The organism is Halomonas sp. H5 (assembly GCF_050613175.1).
GTDB classification, from domain to species: Bacteria; Pseudomonadota; Gammaproteobacteria; order Pseudomonadales; family Halomonadaceae; genus Bisbaumannia; species Bisbaumannia salifodinae.
In genome coordinates this window covers 1-16,249 of record NZ_CP192510.1, presented here as the reverse complement: position 1 = coordinate 16,249, position 16,249 = coordinate 1, and the positions used below count along the sequence as shown (strand labels likewise).

The window sequence follows — 16,249 nt, the reverse complement described above, 5'->3', positions numbered from 1 at the left end:
AAGCCGGGACTCGGGCCAGCCGATGACCGATGCCGCTTCCTCCCCGCGACGCATCCTGATGGTGCGCAACGACAAGCTCGGCGATTTCATGCTCGCCTGGCCGGCCCTGGCGAGTCTTAAACGGGCCAATGGCGCTAACCATATCACCGTCCTGGTGCCCGGCTATACCGCCGCCCTGGCGCGCGCCTGCCCCTGGGTGGACGAGGTGCTGGTGGATCCCGGTGAGAAGGCCGGGCGCCCGGCGCAGCGCGAGCTGCTCGAGAGCCTCCGCCAGGGACGCTTCGATGCCCTGCTGACCCTCTTCTCCACGCCACGCATCGGCTGGCTGGGCTGGCGGGCGGGCATTCCCCTGCGCCTGGCGCCGGCCACCAAGTGGGCCCAGGTCTTCTACAACCGCCGGATCACCCAGCGCCGCTCCCGTTCCGAGAAGCCGGAGTACGTCTACAACCTGGAGCTGGCCCGGGCCCTGCAGCGCGAGCTGGGGCAGGCCATGCCGGAGGTAACGCCCCCCTACTGGCCGCTGCCCGCCGAGGAGCGCCGGGCCCAGCGCCGGCGGCTCGGCGACGAGCTGGGCCTGGATAGCGGCCGCCCCTGGCTCTTCCTGCATCCGGGCAGCGGCGGCTCGGCGGTCAATCTGACGGCGGCGCAATATCGCGACCTGGCGGTCGGCGTTTCCGCCCGCCTGCCCCGGCCGCCGCTCTGGCTGCTCACCGCCGGTCCCGGCGAGGAAGCCGCCGCCGATGACCTGGCACAGTCACTGCGTGACGCGGGGCTCGAGGCCCATCGGGTTCCCGCGCGCCCCGACCTGGCCGCCTTCGCCAGGACCCTGAGCGCGGCGGACCTGTTTATCGCCGGCTCCACCGGCCCGCTGCATATCGCCGGCTGCCTGGATCGCCCCACGGCGGGCTTCTACCCCGCCAAGCGCTCGGCGACACCGTTGCGCTGGCAGACCTGCAATCGGGCGGAGCAGCGGCTGGCCTTCAGCCCGCCGGCCCTGCCGGGCCAGGAGACCGAGATGGGTCGGATCGACCTGCAGGCGGCGGCCCAGGCCATCGCCGAGCGGATTCGCTGCCTGGCTGACAACGAAGAATAATTAATAGTCGGAGGAATCGCCAGGAAGCGGGTTAGCCATCGCCGGGAGGCGAGGTAGTGCGGGGCGAACTCAGGGATCCGTGGCTACCTTGGAGAGCGGTAAAAGGCCTTGGCCTTTAGTGTCTATCGGAGGTGTCGCCGGGAGGCGGATTAGTACGGGTACGCACCCAGAGATCCGTGGCTACCTTGGAGAGCGGCAAAAGGCCTTGGCCTTTAGTGTCTATCGGAGGTGTCGACGGGAGGCGGATTAGTACGGGTACGCACCCAGAGATCCGTGGCTACCTTGGAGAGCGGCAAAAGGCCTTGGCCTTTAGTGTCTATCGGAGGTGTCGCCGGGAGGCGGATTAGTACGGGTACGCACCCAGAGATCCGCATACTTGGCAAAAGTGGAGTGAGCCGAGAGCAGCGCCAGCAGCAGCCCCTGGCGCCCGTCCAGGAAGCCCGCCTTGAGCAGGTACATGCGCAGGAAGCAGCCGATGCCATGCACCACCCCCGCCCCCAGGCTACCGCGCTTGCCCCGGGCGGCCCGCTGTTCCGCCCAGGCCTGGGCATAGTGGGCCGACTTCTCCAGGTAGTGACGCAGGTCGCGGTAAGTGAAGTGCAGCAGATCGCCCGAGAGAGGCCTGACCGGCAACCCCTCGGGGTTCTCCAGCTTCTCGTGCACCAGGGCCTGGTTATAGCCGGCGCGGCCGCGGGGATAGAGGCGCGCCACCCGATCCGGATACCAGCCGGAGTGGCGGATAAAGTCGCCGAAACACCAGGAAAGCCGTGCCAGGGTATAGATCGCCGGGGTCTCCTCGGCCAGGGCGGCCTGGATGCTCCTGCGCAGTTCCGGGGTGACCCGCTCGTCGGCATCCACCATCAGGATCCAGTCGCTCTCCACCAGGGCCTCGGCGCGCCGGCGCTGGATACCGAAGCCTTGCCAGTCCGCCGCCACCGTCACCTTGCCAGTATAGCGGGCGGCAATCTCCCGGGTAGCGTCCTGGCTGCCGGCATCCAGCACCACGATCTCGTCGGCCCAGGTCAGGGTATCGAGACAGGCGGCGAGATGCTCGGCCTCGTTCTTGACGATCAGTACGGCGGCCAGGGACATAAGGCGATCCTGCGCTGAGGGAGGTGGGCGCCAGTGTAAGGGCGCCCCTCCCCCGCCGCAACGCTCCTCCGCCCTCCAGCCCGGCGGCGAAGCTTGGTAGTCTAGACCCCACACTCACCCTCAGGGCTATCGCCTCGATGTCCGGACTCCATCTACTAAGCCACCCCCTGCGCCATCCCCGCTGGTGGGCCCTGGGCTTCCTGGGCCTCTGCCTGGGTCATGCCCTGAGCGTGCTGCTGCCGATCCCCTGGTTCAGCCTGCTGCCTATCGCCGGCCTGTGGCTGGGCCTGGCCGCCAAGCTGGGCTGGGGGGCGCCCCGCCATGCCCGCTACCGGCGCGTCTGGCCCTGGTCGCTGCTGCCCCTGGCCCTCTGGTGGCTCTATCTCTATCTCTCCGATGGCTTCGGCAGCGTCGACCTGGGGGCGGTCTTCTTCCATCTCCAGGCGGGCATATCGGAGCATGGCGGCGCCGGGCGCATCACCGCGGCCGTCCTCTACACCCTGGCGGCGGCCCTGAGCCTGGTGGCCTTTACCTGGCTGATTCGCACCGACAAGCGCTGGCGGCTAGTGGAGAAGGTGTTGATGCTGGCCCTGGTGGCCGGCAACCCGCTGCTCTTCGGCCTGGGACAGCGGGGAGCGGCCATCGTGGTGGAGGAGGACGGGGCCTGGCTCGACCGCCGCTATCAGGAGCCCCACCTCCAGGGCCGTCCGGCGTCGCCGCCCAATCTGCTGCTGATCTACCTGGAGAGCATCGAACGCACCTATGCCGACCGGGAGCGCTTCGGCGATGCCTATGCCGACCTCGAGCACCTCGGCGAGCGGGGCACCGTCTTCGAAGGGGTGCGCCAGATCGACAATACCGGCTGGACCATGGCCGGGATGATCGCCAGCCAGTGCGGGGTACCGCTGATGCCCGCGGGCCTGCTGCATGATCGCCAGTTCGAGCCCCTGGAGGCCGTGGTTCCCGGTATCGACTGCCTGGGGGATCTACTGAGCAAGGAGGGCTATCGCCTCACCTACCTGGGAGGGGCCAGCACCAGCTTCGCCGGCAAGGGCCTCTTCTATGAGGGCCATGGCTTCGACCGGGCGCTGGGTCGCGAGGAGCTGGTCCCGCGCATGACGGACCCCGACTACCTCAATAGCTGGGGGCTCTACGACGATACCCTCTTCGACGTCGCCGTGGAGGAGATCGCCGACCTGGAGGCCGAGCCCGGTCCCTGGGGCCTGGTGGTGCTGACCCTGGGTGGCCATGCTCCCAATGGCTACCCGTCCCGGCGCTGTCGGGAGCGCCAGGGCGAGTTCGACGGCGTGGATATCCTCTACTCGGTGGAGTGCACCGCCTGGCTGACCCGCAACTTCCTGGAACGCCTGGAGGCACGGGGCCTGTTGGAGAACACCCTGGTGATGATCGCCAGCGATCACCTCACCATGCGTGTCTCGGCCTGGGATCAGCTGATTCTCGGCGAACGGGCCAACACCGTTATGCTGCTGGGACCAGGCGTCGGCGCACCCCCAGTCACGCGGGAGGCCTCGACCCTGGACCTCTATCCCACCCTGCTGGAGGCCATGGGCTTCGACCTTCCCCAGCACCGGGCCGGCCTGGGGGTCTCCCTGCTGGCTCCCACCCTCAACCTGGTCGAACGTCATGGGGCCGAGGAGATCAATCGTCGCCTGACGCAGGAACGCGCCCTGCAGCAACGCCTCTGGGAGGGGCTCACCCCCCAGCCCCGAGACGAGGGGAACCAAGACGATGACACTCCCCAGGGCGACGTCCAGGGCTCTGCGGAGCAGATCACCGAGACACCCCGGGACAAGCCCGAGGTGGAGTTCCCGCCCCTCTAGTCGACTCTCGAAGGGGCTGGGCCAGACTCGGCGAGCAGGGCGTCCAGCAGCCGCTCGGGGGCCATCCGGGTCAGGCAGTGGGTATGCCCCAGGGGACAGGTGCGCTGGAAGCAGGGCGAGCAGTCCAGCGACAGGGTATGAATCTCGGCGCTGCCGGTCAGCGGCGGCGTATAGGCCGGCGAGGAGGAGCCGTAGAGGGCATGCACCCGGGTACCCACCGCCGCCGCCACATGCATCAGGCCGGAGTCATTGGTCACCACCTGGCGGCAATCGGCGAGCAGGTCCACCGCATCCGCCAGCCGGGTCTTGCCGCACAGGTTATGGGCATGATCGAGTCCGGCGGCGATCGCCTCTCCGGCCTCCACGTCCTTGGGCCCACCCAGCACCCGCACCTCGAACCCACGGGCCACCAGCGCCTCGGCCAGGGTCCGGAAATGTTCCAGGGGCCACTGCTTGGCGGGGCCATACTCGGCGCCGGGCATCATGCCGATGGCGGGCCGCGACGACAGGCCCTGGACCAGGCGCAGCTCCACCAGATTGTCGGCATCCACCGCCAGCCGCGGCCGCGGGATCGGGATCGGGAAGTCCCCAGCGGCGGCCGCCTCGGCGGGCAGCCCCAGGGCCACGAAGCGCTTCACGGTCTGGTCCAGTACCGCCTTGTCGAGGTGCCGGCGGTCATTGAGCAGGCCATAGCGCTGCTCGCCGGTGAAACCGGTGCGCCGGGGAATGCGTGCCAGGAAGGGCACCAGGGCCGACTTCAGGGAACGCGGCAGGACGATGGCCTGGTCGTAGCGCCCCTTCAACCGGGCGGCCAGGGCCCGGCGCGTGCCCCAGCCGAACTGGCCATGTCCCACCTCCAGGCCATGGGCCTCGTCCACCTCGGCCATGCGTTCGAGAATCGGCAGCGACCAGGGCGGCGCCACCACGCCGATGCGGCAGCCGGGGTGACGCGCCTTGAGGGTCATGAACAGGCTCTGGGCCATCACCATGTCGCCGACCCAGGAGGGGCCGACCACCAGGATGCGTGGCCCCTCGGCGGCCTCGGGCCTAGCCATTCAGCCACTCCAGGTAGGCGCGCACGCCCTGGGCCACGCTCTTGAACTCGGCGTCGTAGCCGGCCTCCCGCAGCCGCGAGATATCGGCGCGGGTGTAGCTCTGGTAGCGCCCCTTGAGCTCCTCGGGGAAATCGATGTACTCGATCTTCCCGCGACCGTAGTAGTCGATCACCGCCTCGCCGATGGCCTTGAAGGGCTCGGCGCGGCCGCTGCCCAGGTTGAAGATGCCGGACCGCTCCGGGTGGTCGAGGAACCACAGGTTGACGTTGACCACGTCGCCCACATAGACGAAGTCGCGGCTCTGCATGCCCGCCTCATAGCCGTCCCAGGCACCGAACAGCTTGAGGTCCTGGCCGGCGCTCACCTGGGTGTGATGGTGATAGGCGACGCTGGCCATTTTGCCCTTGTGTTGCTCCCGGGGGCCATAGACATTGAAGTAGCGGAAGCCCACCACCTGACTGGTGAACTGATCCCAGCGGGCCCGCACGTACTGATCGAAGAGCAGCTTGGAGTAACCGTAGACGTTGAGGGGTTTCTCGTGCTCCGGCGCCTCCACGAACACCTCGCTGCCGCCATACGTAGCCGCCGAGGAGGCGTAGAGGAAGGGGATGCCGCGCTGCTGACAGAAGTGCAGCAGCACCTTGGAGTACTCGAAGTTGTTGTCGAGCATGAAGCGGCCGTCCCACTCGGTGGTGTCGGAGCAGGCCCCCTCGTGGAAGATCGCCTCGATGGTCGGCAGGGTCGCCGGCCCACCGTTGAGCTCCGCCTCGGCGCGGCGCCGGAAGTCCTCCTTGTCCAGGTAGTCGCCCAGGGTGCAGTCGGCCAGGTTGACGAACTTGGTGCCGTCGGAGAGGTCGTCCACCACCATCACGTCCTGGTGGCCGCGGGCATTCAGGGCCTTGACCAGATTCGAGCCGATAAAGCCGGCCCCGCCTGTTACTACGATCATCGCTTGCGTCCTCATGTCGTCCGGGCCGGCGCCGCGGACCGACTTGCCCGGGTGCCTATAACCGATTCCCCACTGATTGTATACTTGACGCCTTGTGAATTCATGGGCCAACCGGTGCTTCACCAATGACAGAGTCGACGCCTGACGCGAAAACCTTCCAGGGCCTGATCCTCGCCCTGCAGCAATACTGGGCCGAACAGGGCTGTGTGGTCATGCAGCCGCTGGATATGGAAGTCGGTGCCGGCACCTTTCACCCGGCCACCTTCCTGCGCTCCATCGGCCCCGAGACCTGGAACGCCGCCTATGTGCAGCCGTCCCGCCGCCCCACCGACGGCCGCTATGGCGAGAACCCCAACCGCCTGCAGCACTACTACCAGTTCCAGGTGGTGATGAAACCCTCCCCCAAGGACTTCCAGGAGCTCTACCTGGGCTCCCTGAAGCGCCTGGGCATCGACCCCCTGGTGCATGACATCCGCTTCGTGGAAGACAACTGGGAATCGCCGACCCTGGGTGCCTGGGGCCTGGGCTGGGAGATGTGGCTCAACGGCATGGAGGTGACCCAGTTCACCTACTTCCAGCAGGCCGGCGGCATCGAATGCTTCCCGGTCACCGGTGAGCTCACCTATGGCCTGGAGCGGATCGCCATGTACCTGCAGGACGTGGACAGCGTCTACGACCTGGTCTGGACCATCGCCCCGGACGGCTCCCGGATCACCTACGGCGATGTCTACCTGCAGAACGAGCGCGAGCAGTCCACCTACAACTTCGAGTATGCCGACGTACCGGCACTGTTCAATGCCTTCGACCACCAGGAGAAGGAGTGCGCCAAGCTGCTCGAGGCCGGCCTGCCGCTGCCCGCCTATGAGCAGGTGCTAAAGGCCTCCCACACCTTCAACCTGCTGGACGCCCGCCACGCCATCTCGGTCACCGAACGCCAGCGCTATATCCTGCGGGTGCGCACCATGGCCCGGGACGTGGCCCACGCCTACTACGACTCACGCAAGGCCGCCGGCTTCCCCATGGCCCCCGAGGCCCTGCGCCGTGAACTGCTGGCCGACGAACAGGGAGACGCTTGAGCATGGCATCCTCTACTTTCTTGCTGGAACTCGGTGTCGAGGAACTGCCTCCCGGTGCCATCGATAGCCTCGCCGACGCCCTGGCCGAGGGCCTGCGTCGTGGCCTGAGCGAGGCCGAGATCGGCTTCGGCGCCATCCGCGCCCACGCCACGCCCCGCCGCCTGGCGGTGGAGATTCGAGAGCTCGCCGACAAGCAGCCGGACCGCGAAGTCGAACGCCGCGGTCCGGCCCTGGCCGCCGCCTTCAAGGACGGCCAGCCCACCAGGGCCGCCGAGGGCTTCGCCCGCTCCTGTGGCGTCGGCGTCGACGAGCTGATCCACCTGGAGACCGACAAGGGCACCTGGCTCGGCTACCGGGAGCAGCAGCAGGGCGAGGCCACCACCGCCCTGCTGCCGGCCATCGCCGACAAGGCCATCGCCACCCTGCCGGTCCCCAAGAACATGCGCTGGGGCGCCTCGCGCATCGAGTTCTCGCGCCCGGTGCACTGGCTGGTGATGCTCTACGGTGACGCCGTGGTGGAGGCCGAGATCCTCGGCCTCACCGCCGGCCGCACCACCTATGGCCACCGCTTCCATGCCCCCGAGGCCATCGAACTGGCGCATGCCGACGGCTACCTGGCGACCCTGGAAGAGGCCTATGTGCTGGCCGACCGCCACAAGCGTCGCGAGCGTATCCGCGAGCAGGTGCTGGCCGAGGCGGAGTGCCAGGAGGCGGAGGCGGTGATCGACGAGGCGCTGCTCGACGAGGTCAGCGGCCTGGTGGAGTGGCCGGTGGCCCTGACCGGCAGCTTCGACGAGCGCTTCCTGGAGGTGCCGCCGGAGTGCCTGATCTCTTCCATGAAGGCCAACCAGAAGTACTTCCACCTGCTGGGTAGCGACGGCAGGCTCAAGCCGCTGTTTATCACCGTGGCCAATATCGAGAGCCGGGACCCCCAGCAGGTGATCGAAGGCAACGAGCGGGTGATCCGTCCACGCCTGGCCGACGCCGCCTTCTTCTATGACACCGACCGCAAGACGCCGCTGGCCGAGCGCCGTGACGGCCTGGCCAGCGTGGTCTTCCAGCAGCAGTTGGGCACCCTGGCCGACAAGGCCGATCGCTCCGCGGTGGTGGCCCGGCATATCGCCGAGCATATCGGCGGCGACCCCCTGCATGCCGAGCGCGCCGCCCAACTGGCCAAGTGCGACCTGGTCACCGAGATGGTGCTGGAGTTCCCCGAGCTGCAGGGCATCATGGGCTGCTACTACGCCCGCCAGGATGGCGAACCCGAAGCCGTGGCCCGAGCCCTCTACGAGCAGTACCTGCCGCGCAACGCCGGCGACGAGATCCCCCGGAGCCCGACCGGTCAGGCCGTGGCCCTGGCCGACCGCCTGGATACCCTGACCGGCATCTTCGGTATCGGCCAGCGTCCCACCGGCACCAAGGATCCCTTCGCCCTGCGTCGCGCCGCCATCGCCGTGCTCAATATCCTGGTCAAGGGCGAGCTGGATCTCGACCTGCGCGAGCTGTTGACCCTGGCGGTGGAGCAGCATCGCGAGCTGCCCAAGGCCGAGGGATTGGTGGATCTGGTGCTCGACTATATGCTCGAGCGCTTCCGTGCCTGGGCCCAGGACGAGGGCATGGCGGTGGAGAGCTACCTGGCGGTGCGTGCCCGCCCGGTCACCAAGCCCCTGGACTTCGCTCGCCGCATGCGTGCCGTGCACGGTTTCGCCGCCCGCGACGAGGCCGCCGCCCTGGCCGCCGCCAACAAGCGGGTCTCCAATATCCTCGCCAAGCAGGAGCATGACGGCAGCACCCGGGTGGATCCCGAGCTGCTCCAGGAAAGCGCGGAACAGGCCCTGCACCAGGCCCTCGCGGCCCGCCGCGAGGAAGTGGCCCCGCTGTTCCGGGCCGCCGACTACAGCGCCGCCCTGGATCGCCTGGCCGCCCTGCGCGAGCCGGTGGACACCTTCTTCGACGAGGTGATGGTCATGGCCGAGGAGCCGGCGGTGCGCAATAACCGCCTGGCCCTGCTCGCCGACCTCCAGGCACTCTTCCTGGAAGTGGCGGATATCGCCGAGCTCCAGCAGTAAGTCCCGCCCTTTCAGGGCAATAAGGGCCGGCGAGTCAGACTCGCCGGCCCTTTTCTATTCACTCCTCCACGCGGACGTTTCACGTGGAACATCACCGGCGCCGAGCCGACTTGGCAGCCGATGTTCCACGTGAAACACTCCCCACAACCCGACGACAGCAACGAGGACGCAACGCCCATGCCCTCCCCCGACCGCCTGGTCATCCTCGATCGCGATGGCGTGATCAACCAGGACTCCGATGCCTACGTGAAGTCCCTGGAGGAGTTCCACCCCTACCCCAGCGCCATCGCCGCCATCGGCCGCCTCTGCCAGGCCGGCTGGATGGTGGCGGTGGCCACCAATCAGTCGGGCATCGCCCGAGGCTACTATAACGAGGCCGCCCTGGGAGAGATGCATGCGGAGCTTCGGCGTCGAGTCGCCGAGGCCGGCGGGGAGCTGGCCCATATCGCCTACTGCCCCCATGGCCCCGACGACGACTGCGACTGCCGCAAGCCGCTGCCCGGCCTGCTCGAGCAGGTCCGCGACGCCCTGGGGCTGGAACACCTGGCGGGGAGCTGGATGGTGGGCGACAGCCTGAGAGACCTCCAGGCCGGGGAGACCCAGGGCTGTCGTAACGTGCTGGTCAGGACCGGCAAGGGCGAGCGCACCCTGGCCAAGCACCCGGAGCTCGCCGCCCGCGGCAGCGAGACACGCGTCTTCGACGACCTGGCCGGCTTCGTCGACTGGCTGCTGGCCGACCAGGCGCAATAGGCGGGAAGGTTGCCCAGACGAAATCGCCCCCATGGCCAGGCCATGGGGGCGATTTTTTTTACAGCTTCAAGCTTATGGCTCTCAGCTCCCAGCGCAGCCGGAATTACACATCCAGATTGGCGACCAGGGCATTACGCTCGATAAAGTCGCGGCGCGGCTCCACCTCGTCACCCATCAGGGTGTTGAACATCATATCGGCGGCCACCGCATCCTCGATGGAGACCCGCAGCATGCGCCGGGTATCCGGGTTCATGGTGGTATCCCACAGCTGGTCGGGGTTCATCTCCCCCAGCCCCTTGTAGCGCTGGATGGAGAAGCCGCGCTGGGCCTCCTTCATCAACCACTCCAGGGCCTCGTAGAAGGTCGTCACCGGCCGCTGACGCTCGCCGCGGGCCACATAGGCGCCCTCCTCCAGCAGGCCATCCAGGGTCTCGCCCAGGCCGGCCATGGCGCGGTAGTCGGCGCTGCCGAAGAAATCGTTGCCCCAGATGTAGTCGCTGGTCACCCCATGGGCGATCAACGATACCTTGGGCAGATAGAAGCCGCGCTCGCTATCCTCGTGGAGCTGGAAGACATAACGGGGCCCACCCTCGTAGGCCACCATGGCATCCATCTCCGCCTGCAGGCCATCGATCCAATGCTGCATGGTGCCGCGATCGCGGAGACTCTCGTCGCCATTCAGGGCGGCGGCATGCACCATCTTGCGCAGCACCTCGTCGGGATAGACCCGGGAGAGGCGATCGATGCGATTCATCACGTCGCGGTACTGCTTGACCAGCGACTCGAGCTGTTCGCCGGCGATGCCCGGGGCGTCGGCATTGACGTAGAGTCGGGCGCCATCCAGGGCGGTGGCGGTGAGGTAGTCGGTCAGCGCCTGCTCGTCCTTGAGGTAGGTCTCCTGCTTGCCGCGCTTGATCTTGTAGAGCGGCGGCTGGGCGATAAACACATGCCCCCGCTCGATCAGCTGCGACATCTGGCGGAAGAAGAAGGTCAGCAGCAGGGTACGGATATGCGAGCCGTCCACGTCCGCATCGGTCATGATGATGATGGAGTGGTAGCGCAGCTTGTCCGGATTGAACTCCTCCCGGCCGATACCACAGCCCAGGGCGGTAATCAGGGTGCCCACCTCCGCCGAGGAGAGCATCTTATCGAAGCGCGCCTTCTCCACGTTGAGGATCTTGCCCTTGAGCGGCAGGATCGCCTGGGTCCGGCGGTCACGCCCCTGCTTGGCGCTGCCACCGGCGGAGTCCCCCTCCACCAGATAGAGTTCGGAGAGGCTGGGATCCTTCTCCTGGCAATCCGCCAGCTTGCCCGGCAGGCCGGCGATATCCAGGGCCCCCTTGCGGCGGGTCATGTCACGGGCCTTGCGCGCGGCCTCCCGGGCCCGGGCGGCATCGAGCATCTTGTTGACCACCGCCTTGGCCTCGCTGGGGTGCTCGATCAGATACTCGGAGAGGAGCCGGCCCATCTCCTGCTCCACCGCGGTCTTCACCTCGGAGGAGACCAGCTTCTCCTTGGTCTGGGAGGAGAACTTGGGGTCCGGCACCTTCACCGAGATAATGGCGGTGAGTCCCTCACGGGCATCGTCACCGGAGGTATTCACCTTGGCCTTCTTGAGCAGCCCCTCGGCCTCGATATAGCCGTTGAGGGTCCGGGTCAGTGCCGCCCGGAAGCCCGCCAGGTGGGTACCGCCGTCACGCTGGGGAATGTTGTTGGTGTAGCAGAAGATGTTCTCGGCGAAGGTGTCGTTCCACTGCATCGCCACCTCGACACCGACCCCATCCTCGCGCTCCACATTGAAGTGGAACACCGAATTGAGGGTGCTCTTGTTGGTATTGAGGTGATTGACGAAGGCCCTGAGTCCGCCCTCGTAGTGGAACAGCTCCTCCTTGCCGCTACGCTCGTCGAGCAGGCGAATCGCCACCCCGGAGTTGAGGAAGGAGAGCTCGCGCAGTCGCTTGGCCAGGATATCGTAGTGGAACTCGATATTGGCGAAGGTCTCCGGCGAAGGGCGGAAGTGGACCCGGGTGCCGCTCTGCTCGGTCTTGCCCACCACGCCCAGGGGGGCCTCGGGCACGCCATGGCGATAGATCTGCTCATAAACCTGGCCGGCACGCCAGACGGTCAACTTGAGCTCCTCCGAGAGGGCGTTGACCACCGAGACCCCCACGCCGTGGAGGCCACCGGAGACCTTGTAGGAATTGTCGTCGAACTTGCCGCCGGCGTGCAGCACCGTCATGATCACTTCCGCCGCCGAGACTCCCTCCTCCTCGTGAATATCGGTGGGGATGCCGCGGCCATTATCGCTGACGGTGATCGATTCGTCCGGGTGAATCACCACCCGAATCTCGCTGCAGTGCCCCGCCAGTGCCTCATCGATGGAGTTGTCCACCAGCTCGAAGACCATGTGGTGCAGGCCCGTGCCATCGTCGGTGTCACCGATATACATGCCGGGGCGCTTGCGTACCGCATCCAGGCCCTTGAGAACCTTGATGCTCGATGAGTCGTAAGCCTGTTCGCTCATTGACTACTCCATCATGTGAAGTCTTTTCATTCCGTCGCCTGGAACTCGAGCCGGCCCTGTTTCACGTGAAACATGGCGACCGGGGTTTCCGGGCGCCAGTGCCCGGCGAGTGCCTGGGGTTCGACACTGGTGATGAATGCTTGACAGTCCAGACTCGACAGCCAGTGGCAGAACATCTCGCGATGGCCCGCATCCAGCTCGGCGGGCAGATCGTCGATCAAATAAAGGCAGGTGCGGCCGGTCATGGCCTCCAGCACCCGTCCCTGGGCCAGTTTCATGGCACTGACCACCAGCTTCTGCTGGCCGCGGGAGAGCACCTCCACCGCCGGACGCCGCTTCAGGCGAATGCGCAGGTCGGCCCGCTGGGGGCCCTGTTGGGTAAAGCCCATCTGGCGATCGGTGCCACGCCCCTGAAGCAGGACCTCGGCCAGGGGCCGACGCTTGTCCCAGCCTCGGGAGTAACGGAGCTCCAGATCCGGCAAGGGCAGCAACTCTCTCAGGGTCTCCTCGAAGACCGGCAGAAAGTCACCCATATAGGCCTGCCGTAACTCGTCCAGACGCTCGCTCCAGCGCACCAGCTCATGCTCCCAGCTATCCAGGGAGCGAGGATCGATTCTATCATGCCTGAGCAGGGCATTCCGATGTTTCAGGGCCCGCCGCACGCCCTTCCACACTTCCATAAAGCCGTGTTTCACGTGAAACACGCCCCAGTCGAGAAACTCCCGACGCGCCGCCGGCCCGCCTTCCAGCAGGCGGAAGGCATCGGGGTTGATCAACTGCAGGGGCAGGGCCTCGGCCAGTTGTGCCAGACGGGCGATGCGTTCGCCGCCCAGGCGCAGCTCCAGCTCACTGGCATCGCGCTGCCGGCGCACCCCCAGGGCGAGATCGCCCCCCAGGCGCGCATGCAGGGTCAGGGCGGGCTGGTCGTGGGCAATGGCATGGCGAAGCTGCTGGGTGCGGAAGGAGCGCCCCATGCCCAGCACATGAATCCCCTCCAGCAGGCTGGACTTGCCGCTGCCGTTGGGGCCGAGGATCAGGTTGATCCCCGGCTGCGGACGCATCTCGAGGGGCTCGAGGTTGCGCAGACCGCTGAAGGCGAGACGCTCGATGGCCATCGCCGGTGCTCAGCGACGCCGAGTCATGACAAAAAACACATTAATATCAATCAATTATAGCCGCATCGGCATAACCACATACATGGCATCGCCGCCGCCGGGCTGCTCCATCAGGGCGCTGCTGTTGGGGTCGGAAAGGGTCATCTGCACCCGGTCGTCGTCGACGGTGTTGAGCACGTCGATCAGGTAGCCGACGTTGAAGCCGATCTCCAGGCTGTTGCCGCTGTACTCCACGGCGACATTCTCCTCGGCCTCCTCCTGCTCCGGGTTGTTGGCCATCACCCGCAGGTTGCCCTCCTCCAGCAGCAGCCGCACGCCGCGGTACTTCTCGTTGGAGAGGATGGAGGTCCGCGACAACACCTGCCGCAGCTCGGCGCGGTCGGCCAGGAAGACCTTGTCGCCGCCCCGCGGCACTACCCGCTCATAGTCCGGGAACTTGCCGTCCACCAGCTTGGAGGTGAAGGTAAAGTCGCCGGTATGGGCCCGCACATGGCTGGCCCCCAGGGTCAGGGTGACCGGCTCGTCGCTGCCATCCAGCAGGCGCACCAGCTCCAGCACCCCCTTGCGTGGCACGATCAGCTTGTGGGCCGGCGAGACCTGGATATCGGCGGGCCGCGAGCAGACCGCCAGGCGGTGACCGTCGGTGGCCACGGTGCGCACCAGGTTGTCGCGCAGCTCCAGCAGCATGCCGTTGAGGTAGTAACGCACGTCCTGCTGAGCCATGGCGAAGGCGGTGGCATCGATCAGTTGCTTGAGCGTGCCCCGCGGCAGGCTCAGCTCGGTGTTGCCCTGCCCTTCCTCGATGCTCGGGAACTCCGCCACCGGCAGGGTGGAGAGGGTAAAGCGCGAGCGACCGCTGCGCAGTACCGCCCGCCCCTCCTCCAGGGCGAAGTGCAGCTCGGCCTGGTCCGGTAACGACTTGCAGATGTCCATCAGCTTGCGGGCCGGCACGGTGGCCGCACCGGGCGCCTCCACCAGGGAAGCGGCGGTTCGCCCGATCAGCTCGACCTCCAGGTCGGTGCCGGTCAGGGCCACCTGCTGCGCCTCGTCTACCTGGATCAACACATTGGACAGCACCGGCAGGGTCTGGCGACGCTCCACGACGCCAGCGACCAGGGCCAGCGGACGCAGCAGGGCTTCGCGGGAGATGGAAAATTTCATGGGGGCTCCACTTGTCCTGGGATTGATAGCGGCCAATCATCGCGCCTTGCCTGGCGCCTGGCCTCAACTGGTCAGCAAACGCAGTAGGTTCTTGTAGTCCTCGCGGATATCCGCGCTCTCTTCCTGCAACGACTGCACCTTGCGGCAGGCATGCAGCACCGTGGTGTGATCGCGCCCGCCGAAGGCGTCACCGATTTCCGGCAGGCTATGGTTGGTCAGTTCCTTGGCCAGCGCCATGGCGATCTGTCGCGGCCGGGCCACCGAGCGGGAGCGCCGCTTGGAGAGCAGGTCGGCCAGCTTGATCTTGTAGTACTCGGCCACGGTGCGCTGAATATTGTCGACCCCCACCTGCTTGTCCTGCAGGGCCAACAGGTCCTTCAGCGACTCGCGGATAAAGTCCTGGGTGATGGTCTTGCCCATGAAGTGGGAGTCGGCGATCACCTTCTTCAGGGCGCCCTCCAGCTCACGCACATTGGAGCGGATCTTCTGGGCAATAAAGAAGGCCGCGTCATGGGGCAGCTCGACCTTGGCCTGGTCGGCCTTCTTCATCAGGATCGCTACCCGGGTCTCCAGCTCCGGCGGCTCAATGGCCACCGTCAGCCCCCAGCCGAAGCGCGACTTGAGGCGCTCCTCGACGCCGCTGATCTCCTTGGGGTAGCGATCCGAGGTGAGGATCATCTGCTGCCCCCCCTCGAGCAGGGCATTGAAGGTATGGAAGAACTCCTCCTGGGAGCGCTCCTTGCCGGCGAAGAACTGAATATCATCGATCAGCAGGGCGTCGACGCTGCGGTAGAAGCGCTTGAAGTCGTTGATGGCATTGAGCTGCAGTGCCTTGACCATATCCGCCACGAAGCGCTCGGAGTGCAGGTAGACCACCTTGGCATTCTCGCGCCGCCCGGCCAGGGCATTGCCCACCGCATGCATCAGGTGGGTCTTGCCCAGGCCCACGCCGCCATACAGGAACAGCGGGTTATAGGCGCCGCCGGGGTTCTCGGAGACCTGCCGGGAGGCGGCCCGGGCCAGCTGGTTCGACTTGCCCTCGACGAAGGTCTCGAAGGTGAAGTTGGGATTGAGGCCGCTGGAGTGCTTGAGGCTGCCTTCCACCTGCACCTGGCGCTCGCCGCGACGCGGGGCGCTCTCCTCGAGGGCCTCGATCTCCTTCTCGTCGGCATAGTCATCGCCGCGGGGCGGGGTCTGTACCGCCGGGGCGCTGGGCCGGCGCGGCGTGGCCGAGACCGGCGCACCCAGGTTGCGGGGCTGCGGGTTGGGCACGCTGCCACGGCTGCCCACCGTGAGGCTCACCTTGGGCGGCTTGCCCGAGGCCAGCTCACGCAGCAGTTCATTGATGCGCTTGATGTACTTGTCGCTGACCCAATCACGCACGAAGCGGTTGGGAGCCAGCAGGCGCAGCTCATTGGACTCGCCTTCCTCCGCCTGCAGGGGACGAATCCAGGTATTGAACTGCTGAGAGTTCAGCTCGTCCTGCAGGTAATCCAGACACTGTTGCCAAAGAGCGACGGACAC

Annotated in this window: 12 protein-coding genes; 5 read left to right on the top strand and 7 right to left on the bottom strand. The window is 66.7% G+C overall.

The annotated features are described in order from the left end of the window. Positions 1 to 22: 22 nt before the first annotated feature. Positions 23 to 1,093, top strand: coding sequence for a glycosyltransferase family 9 protein (locus ACQ1W9_RS00060; RefSeq protein WP_431024753.1), 1,071 nt, complete (start codon positions 23 to 25; stop codon positions 1,091 to 1,093). Between the two features lie 309 nt (positions 1,094 to 1,402). Here ACQ1W9_RS00060 and ACQ1W9_RS00055 read toward each other — a convergent pair whose 3' ends face one another. Next, positions 1,403 to 2,185 (bottom strand): glycosyltransferase family 2 protein, encoded by a 783-nt coding sequence (locus tag ACQ1W9_RS00055; RefSeq protein ID WP_431024752.1) that lies wholly within the window; start codon positions 2,183 to 2,185, stop codon positions 1,403 to 1,405. Positions 2,186 to 2,322: 137 nt separating this feature from the next. On the opposite strand from ACQ1W9_RS00055, the gene ACQ1W9_RS00050 reads away from it, so the two are divergent. Beyond that, positions 2,323 to 4,026: a sulfatase-like hydrolase/transferase gene (locus ACQ1W9_RS00050; protein WP_431024751.1), complete on the top strand. Its 1,704-nt coding sequence runs from the start codon at positions 2,323 to 2,325 to the stop codon at positions 4,024 to 4,026. Here the strand turns inward: ACQ1W9_RS00050 and waaF are convergent. After that, the gene (waaF, locus tag ACQ1W9_RS00045) at positions 4,023 to 5,081 is read right to left on the bottom strand and encodes a lipopolysaccharide heptosyltransferase II (RefSeq protein ID WP_431024750.1); all 1,059 of its coding nucleotides are present in this window, start codon (positions 5,079 to 5,081) and stop codon (positions 4,023 to 4,025) included. The two genes, ACQ1W9_RS00050 and waaF, sit on opposite strands and share 4 nt — an antisense overlap. Then, entirely contained in the window at positions 5,074 to 6,030 is a 957-nt protein-coding gene (gene rfaD, locus ACQ1W9_RS00040; protein WP_346060853.1) for an ADP-glyceromanno-heptose 6-epimerase, read from the bottom strand. Before rfaD ends, waaF begins: the two co-directional genes overlap by 8 nt. A 125-nt stretch (positions 6,031 to 6,155) precedes the next feature. Between rfaD and glyQ the strand changes: the two genes are divergently transcribed. The 3 genes from glyQ to gmhB all read left to right on the top strand — a co-directional run bounded on the left by glyQ (position 6,156) and on the right by gmhB (position 9,925). Next, positions 6,156 to 7,106, top strand: coding sequence for a glycine--tRNA ligase subunit alpha (glyQ, locus tag ACQ1W9_RS00035; RefSeq protein WP_431024749.1), 951 nt, complete (start codon positions 6,156 to 6,158; stop codon positions 7,104 to 7,106). Between the two features lie 2 nt (positions 7,107 to 7,108). Next, on the top strand, positions 7,109 to 9,175 hold the full coding sequence (gene glyS, locus ACQ1W9_RS00030) for a glycine--tRNA ligase subunit beta (RefSeq protein ID WP_431024748.1): 2,067 nt from the start codon (positions 7,109 to 7,111) through the stop codon (positions 9,173 to 9,175). A gap of 177 nt (positions 9,176 to 9,352) precedes the next feature. Further along, complete coding sequence (gene gmhB / locus ACQ1W9_RS00025) at positions 9,353 to 9,925, top strand: D-glycero-beta-D-manno-heptose 1,7-bisphosphate 7-phosphatase (protein ID WP_431024747.1); 573 nt, start codon at positions 9,353 to 9,355, stop codon at positions 9,923 to 9,925. Positions 9,926 to 10,028: 103 nt separating this feature from the next. Here the strand turns inward: gmhB and gyrB are convergent, their stop codons facing one another. The 4 genes from gyrB to dnaA form a co-directional block, all read right to left on the bottom strand. After that, positions 10,029 to 12,449 (bottom strand): DNA topoisomerase (ATP-hydrolyzing) subunit B, encoded by a 2,421-nt coding sequence (gyrB, locus tag ACQ1W9_RS00020; protein WP_431024746.1) that lies wholly within the window; start codon positions 12,447 to 12,449, stop codon positions 10,029 to 10,031. A 26-nt stretch (positions 12,450 to 12,475) separates the two neighbouring features. After that, positions 12,476 to 13,564, bottom strand: coding sequence for a DNA replication/repair protein RecF (gene recF / locus ACQ1W9_RS00015; RefSeq protein ID WP_431024745.1), 1,089 nt, complete (start codon positions 13,562 to 13,564; stop codon positions 12,476 to 12,478). A gap of 54 nt (positions 13,565 to 13,618) precedes the next feature. Further along, on the bottom strand, positions 13,619 to 14,725 hold the full coding sequence (dnaN, locus tag ACQ1W9_RS00010; RefSeq protein WP_346060847.1) for a DNA polymerase III subunit beta: 1,107 nt from the start codon (positions 14,723 to 14,725) through the stop codon (positions 13,619 to 13,621). Between the two features lie 63 nt (positions 14,726 to 14,788). Further along, positions 14,789 to 16,249 (bottom strand): chromosomal replication initiator protein DnaA, encoded by a 1,461-nt coding sequence (gene dnaA / locus ACQ1W9_RS00005; protein WP_431024744.1) that lies wholly within the window; start codon positions 16,247 to 16,249, stop codon positions 14,789 to 14,791.